Raw genomic sequence first — 6134 nt, forward strand, 5'->3', positions numbered from 1 at the left:
AGGGGGAGAACATGTGTTCTCCTTCTTTTTTTGTATTTGGGGAAGGAAAATTATGAAATTCATAGCTGTATTATCCGGAATAGCTGCGCTGTTCCTGCTTGCCGGCTGTCAGCCTCAGGTGGACTGCTCTTCTGAGGAGGCCTATCAGTCAAGTCTTAAGGAGGTTATCGGGGAAATCCGGAAACGTAATGCCGGTGATGCCGCTGACGTGGAGAAGTTTCTGAAGGTCAAGAATATGATCACCTTCAGCTCCGGAATGGACCGTGATATCTGCGGCAAGAATCCGGATCAGCTGAACAGCTTTGCCCACAACTATGTCCGGGATCAGATTGACAACGCCAAGAAGCAGGTCAAGGGGGCGCTTGACGACAGTCTAAAGGCTACCCAGGATGCTCTTGACCAGGCCTTTGGAGAGAAGAAGGAAGATTAGTAACTGCGGATTTCCGGCCTTTTTTTGGGCCGTGAATACGATAAAAAAGGCGCCGGAGATGGCGCCTTCATTCTTTTAAGAACCTTATATGAGGATTCTCATCCGGAATTGTTTCTCTCTGTGCTGGCAGGGAGGATTCCGGCTTTTTAATTAGCAGAGATCATTATGCTTGCAGGTAGATCTCTCGCTTGTCTTCCAGTTCAGAGTTTTTCCATGAGGCTCGGGAACATATATTATGGTGCTTCCCCTGAGTCCGTTCGCCTGAATGGCGGTAGCAGTAATCACGCCTTTTTTAACCTCAATACGGGCAATGTATTTGGTGCTGTAGTCTTCTGGATTTGCGAGTATCCAGCCATTTCCCTGCACCCCCTTGCCGGTACTGCACCTGTCAAGGCTCCCGTTCTCGAGGTAGCAGAGCTCCACGGCCCGGCGTACACCGTCAGCGCCAGCGGTTATCTCGCTAAAGCGGGCTCTGCTCATATATTTGGCGTATGCCGGAAGGGCAATGGCGGCAACAATTCCGACTACGGCTATGCCTATCAGCAGGGTTACACCGCAGACAGCCCATATTACCGCAGCCCTGCCCGGCTTTTCAGGAATGGCTACGCCCACAGACAGCTGTGTAATCGCGTTTTTGACGGTAAACAGCCGGACAAAGCAGTAAATCTGCAGGAACAGGGCTATTATGGAGATAATGATAAATACGGCACAGGTTCCGAGTATCAGTGTCGCGTTTTCAGATCCGGCCTCGGGTGAAACCGCTGAGGCAAAACCTAAAGCAAAACCGCCAATAAAGTACAGAACCTGGATTCCCAGCAGAATTTTGCACTTGGTTTTAATGCCGGCGACAATCAGCGAGTACACCGGGTAGCCGGCTTTGTCAAAAATTCTCTTCGTCCGGTCGGTGAGAAACAGAGACATAATGAGTATAATCAGGAGCAGTACCCAGCTTATGATGTTCAGGTAGGGCACGAACATCAGCACCAGCGTTACGATGGTCAGAACAACCATCGTGTTGAGCCCTTTCATGGCAGACTGGAACTCCTCCGGTGACGGACTGTTTCCCGGGTTCTGGTATGAGGAATCCCGGAAGGGCTGGTTATTTCCGGCATAGGGATTGCCGTAGGGATTGCCGTTTACCGGCTGGGAAGCCTGCAGAGACTGTCCGCAATACGGACAGAACGCGGAGTTCTGATTTGGAAGTTCGGCGTTACAACGTGGGCATTTCATATTTGCTTGTCCTTTGAATGAACTGTATTCTGGATTGGAATCAATGATACCGGGAGGTATTTATTTCCGTATCATCAGGATTACGTCCCGGCAGTATGTTTTGAGAGAAGCGTTTTAGGCCAGTCCTGCAGCAATTGTAGCGAAATCCTGTCCTGTGATGCAGGTTAGGGAAATATTTCAGGTTATGAAAGTGGCAAGGATCACAATTGCAGCACGCCGTGCCGTGTTTTGGAAGGAAAAACAGCCGGAATGGGCTAATCAGGGGGATATTATGTCAGATTCCAGGAGTTTGGACAGGGATTTTACCCCGGAGGAGCTGGAGCAGGCTCTGCCGTACCGTCCGGCAAGCTTTCATTTTTTCAGAAAATGGTACGATCCGGCTTATTGTCCGCACTGCGATAATGCACTCAGCGAGAAGTGTCTTAAATCGTGCGGCCCTTGCGGGAAAAAATATCCCCGTGCCGTTTTTGCCCGCTGTCCCCGCTGCGGACTGGTATATTTCAGGCCGAACTGCCAGGAACCGGCCCTTGCTGAAAAAACTGCGGATCTCTCATTTATGAAGTACATCCCTTGCGGTATGGCGGCAGGCGGAATCCTGATTCTGGGAGCGGGGCTTCTGGGGGCTGTTCCCTTGCCGTGCTTTCCGCTGTTTATGGGACCGGCAACCGTTATATCCATACTGTCTGTATTTCTGGCTGAAAGAGGGGTTACCAAAGAGGAGGTGCGGAATTCCCGTAACCGCCTGAAAAACCCTGATTATGCCGCTGCCATGATGAAGCGCGGACTCTCTCTTCCGGATGAGTATGTCCCCGCTATCCCAGAGCGGAACCAGCAGCAGGGGCGGTAAAAGCGGCAGAATAATTTCCGGAATTCCGGCGATCCCGGAGGTGCGCGGTGTCCGGAAGAGGCAATTCTGCTATTTTTCCCGGTGGGCTGCATAGTGTTCCTGCAGCGCCTTTTTGATGTCCGGGATGGCAGCAAGAGCTTCCATGACCTCCTGAATTCTTTTCAGGTTTTCCTGAGCCTTTTCTCCCCGGGATTTCAGGTGGAAGATGTCTATAATGTCCTGAATGGTAATGTCGTTAATAAGAAGGTTTCCGGAGCTTTTGGCGGCATAGTAGGCGGCGGCGATTTCAGCCCGGGAAATGTTTTCGGGACTCCGGAGATAATCGGAAACGGTACTGTCCCCCCGGGAGTCTGCCAGATTGCGGGAGCGGGCATGGACAAACTGCTTCCGCCGGTAGATAAATCCTTCGCTGTCGGTGATATATCCGTTTTCGGAAATGACCTGACTTATCAGATTCTGAATTTTGAGCTCCTCCTGCCCCTTTCTGAAGGGCGTCTTGTTGCGCCGGGCAATAAGACGGAGTCTGGCCAGAAGAAACTCTCTCCGCACCGGGGCCTCGGTTTCGATAAGGCTCAGCACGGAGTCCCGGAGCTCGGCATCCGAGATCTCCGACATATTGTGGGTAATCTGCAGCGCCTGGCTCAGGGCATCCATACTGGCCCGGCAGTAGGGGGGGACGCTCTTCTGACCGGTAACAAAGGGAACCGGAAACATGACGGCAAAGCGGTCTTCGGGGGCTTCCTCTGCATTTTTCAGATTTTCCTTTCTGGAGCTTCCGATGTCCAGAATCGCCGCTGAAACCGGTGCCTCCTCCGGAAAGCTGCCGCCCCGAAATGTCCTGTCGTCTGAAAAGGCGTCCGGTTCCTCGTCATCGGACATAAATGCATTAAAGGTGTCGTCGGTATTGATGAACTCCGGGAGATCAAATTCCTGATCATTTTCAGAAAATCTGATGCTGAATACATTAAGAAGCTCCGGATTCCCGTCTTCCATGGTCTGGCTGTAATTGCGGTAATCCAGAAAGGAGCAGGCATCGGGATTGTCAGCGGAGGCAGTTCTGCCATCCTTGACACTGCCGGTCTGATCCGGGGCTGCCGTACTGTCGCCGGCGGAGCTCTCTTCAGGATTTGCTGCGGCCAGCGGGGAATCGTGGTCGAAATCATCAACATTAAGGAAATTTTCATCCTCAAGCTTTCCGGTGGACCCGGCAATGCAGGTGTTGGGATCCTCGCAGTCGCTGATGATGCTGACTGACAGAAAGCGGTACAGAGGGAGTGAGAGCTTTTCAAAGCCCATGGCAGCTCCCAGAATGGTGGCGAAGCATTCCTTTTCCCGGTCATTGGAGAGCCAGGTGGCGAGGCCGGTGATAAATTTCTGATTCCAGCGCTTCTTTTTGCCCCGGATCTGGCTGATGGCCTTGAGATAAAAGAAGGGGATGAGCGGCATGTTGTCGGAAAGGTTGCTGAACACGTTAATGATGCGCTGGCAGCCGGGCAGCTTTTCCATGGCGCCGATGAGATCCAGAATTGCCATATCGGGAGCACTTTTCTGAAGCTCACGGAGTTCGTTAAGAATTACGGTGTTGAACGAGGCCTTGTCATGAGACGGCGGAGTGATGTCTCCGCGGTTCACGAGGTAGTGAAAGATGTCCATGATGTCAAAACAGAATCCGGCATCTGTTTCCGGATAGCCGAAGGAGGAATCTCTGACGTAGGAAATAACCAGCGACATCAGGGTTCTTTCATTGTAGCCGGTGGTATAGTAGTGGCGTTTCAGGGAATGGAGCCGGATTCCCATCATTACTGAATCGGAAATGTCCGGAGCCATGTCCAGGAGGGCCTGTTCGGTGATGCAGTCGGGAGCAGGAGCGATGCCCAGAAGTATCAGGGCGGCCGCCGCTCCCATGCGGGCCTGACGATCCAGGACCTGAAATTCGTAGTTCTGCCCCTTCAGAAAATTTTTCGGAAGCACCTCAAAATGGAACTCCGGCCATTTCTGACCGAGCTTGTCCTGGGCGACTTCGTCCATAGCTACCAGAAATTCCACCTCGCTTATGCTGACGTCCAGACTTTCATCGTAGCTGTAGGCCCGGGTGATATTGATAATCAGAAAAATCTTCGTTATGTAGCCCCGGCGGGGGATGCTGATGCTTTTCAGAAGCTCCAGATAGTCCTCCGGCACCGGAAGAGTGTCCGAAAATTCCAGAGCGTCGCTCCAGGGAATGATGACGGAACCGAGGATTTTAAAACGGTACAGCCAGCTGGAATCCATGATTGCCAGAATACGGGACATCGACAGTACTCCTGTTTATCAGATCCGGCAGCGGGCTACGCCGGGCGTTCCCCGGCCTGAGATCGCTGTCCGGCAGCAATGTTTTCAGCGGGAGCAGCGGCAGAGGCGGTATGCGTTGCTCCCGGGGCAAAGCGCGATTCCTGAATGCCTTCCTTGACCTTCTTGAGACTTTCAATGAACTGCGGCCCCTTTCTGAGTATGAGACCCGTGGCCAGCACGTCAACCATGGTAAGCTGGGCCAGCTGGGAGGCCATGGGGATATATATGTCTGTATCCTCGGGAATGTTCATGGACAGTACCAGCGTGCATTCCTCGGCCAGCGGGGAGTTTTTGGAGGTCATTCCGATGACAGTGGCGTTGCGGCTGCGGGCCAGGGTGGCGACATCCACCAGATCCTTGGTGCGTCCCGTGTGGGAGATCAGGATGAATACCTCTTCGAGATTGGAATTGGCTGCGCTCATCAGCATCATCACCGGATCCTCGAAATAGTTGCAGGGAATGTTGAACCGGAAGAACTTGTTCATCATGTCATGAGCCACCACGGCACTGGATCCCAGACCGCAGAAGGTGATTTTCTTGGCACAGCTCAGAATGTCCACGCATCTTTTGATGACATAGATGTCAAGACTCTTCTGGGCTTCGGTCAGCGCGGAAATGGAAGCCTCGAAGATCTTTTTGGTGTAGTTTTCGGTGGTATCGTTGGCCTCTACATGAATATTCACGTAAGGGGTTCCCTTGGCTATGCTCTGAGCCAGTCTGAGCTTGAATTCCGGAAAGCCCTTGAGGTTGAGATGCTGGCAGAATCTGTGCACGGAGGGTTCTGATACGTCAGCCAGCTTTGCCAGACTGGCAATGCTGGAGCTGATTACCGAGTGGGGATCAGCCTTCACCGCATCAGCGATTTTCTTTTCGGTACGGCTCAGGGAATCATATCTGTCAAATATGGAATCCAGAAAATTCGTATTAGGTCTAAAGTCAGCACTTTAGGCCTTCTTAAATTTCCATGGCATTGCCTGCTCAAGAATAGTATTTCTTCTTTCATCAGACAGCGATTCATCTTTCAGTTCGTCTCTGTGAATACCCATATATCTGAACAGAAATTCAAGGTAATCTTCCAGGTCAACTCCATGGATTTTGCAGGTTTCGTGAAATGATGAAAACACAGCCGTAGACTTAGCTCCCTCAATAGAGCCAAATCCGCTGGGCATTGAATGTCTCAGCACTGCAAAGTCACGAATAGCTCTCTCGGCGGCCGAGTTATCCAGAGGAATAGAGCCGTCCTCCAGAATTCTGGTGAATTTTTCCCACTGATTGTGAGAGTACTTGACCGCTTTA

6 protein-coding genes are annotated in these 6134 nt (G+C 51.8%); 2 read left to right on the forward strand and 4 right to left on the reverse strand.

Features of this window, described 5'->3' with window-relative positions:
- Positions 1 to 52 precede the first annotated feature (52 nt).
- Entirely contained in the window at positions 53 to 430 is a 378-nt protein-coding gene (locus F557_RS0108215) for a hypothetical protein (RefSeq protein WP_019001759.1), read from the forward strand.
- 150 nt (positions 431 to 580) lie between these two features.
- Here F557_RS0108215 and F557_RS21180 read toward each other — a convergent pair whose 3' ends face one another.
- Positions 581 to 1660, reverse strand: coding sequence for a zinc-ribbon domain-containing protein (locus tag F557_RS21180; RefSeq protein ID WP_019001761.1), 1080 nt, complete (start codon positions 1658 to 1660; stop codon positions 581 to 583).
- Between the two features lie 190 nt (positions 1661 to 1850).
- On the opposite strand from F557_RS21180, the gene F557_RS0108230 reads away from it, so the two are divergent.
- Complete coding sequence (locus F557_RS0108230; RefSeq protein ID WP_157617792.1) at positions 1851 to 2507, forward strand: hypothetical protein; 657 nt, start codon at positions 1851 to 1853, stop codon at positions 2505 to 2507.
- Positions 2508 to 2576: 69 nt separating this feature from the next.
- Here F557_RS0108230 and F557_RS0108235 read toward each other — a convergent pair whose 3' ends face one another.
- The 3 genes from F557_RS0108235 to F557_RS19335 form a co-directional block, all read right to left on the reverse strand.
- Positions 2577 to 4799: a hypothetical protein gene (locus F557_RS0108235; protein ID WP_019001763.1), complete on the reverse strand. Its 2223-nt coding sequence runs from the start codon at positions 4797 to 4799 to the stop codon at positions 2577 to 2579.
- Between the two features lie 35 nt (positions 4800 to 4834).
- A complete protein-coding gene (gene hexR, locus F557_RS19330) occupies positions 4835 to 5752 on the reverse strand; it encodes a transcriptional regulator HexR (RefSeq protein WP_084761557.1) in 918 nt (305 codons plus the stop codon).
- 30 nt (positions 5753 to 5782) lie between these two features.
- On the reverse strand, positions 5783 to 6134 hold a 352-nt coding region (locus F557_RS19335; protein WP_019000824.1), incomplete at its 5' end, for an IS66 family transposase.

Origin of the sequence: Succinimonas amylolytica DSM 2873 (assembly GCF_000378405.1) — a bacterium.
Taxonomy (GTDB): Bacteria; Pseudomonadota; Gammaproteobacteria; order Enterobacterales; family Succinivibrionaceae; genus Succinimonas; species Succinimonas amylolytica.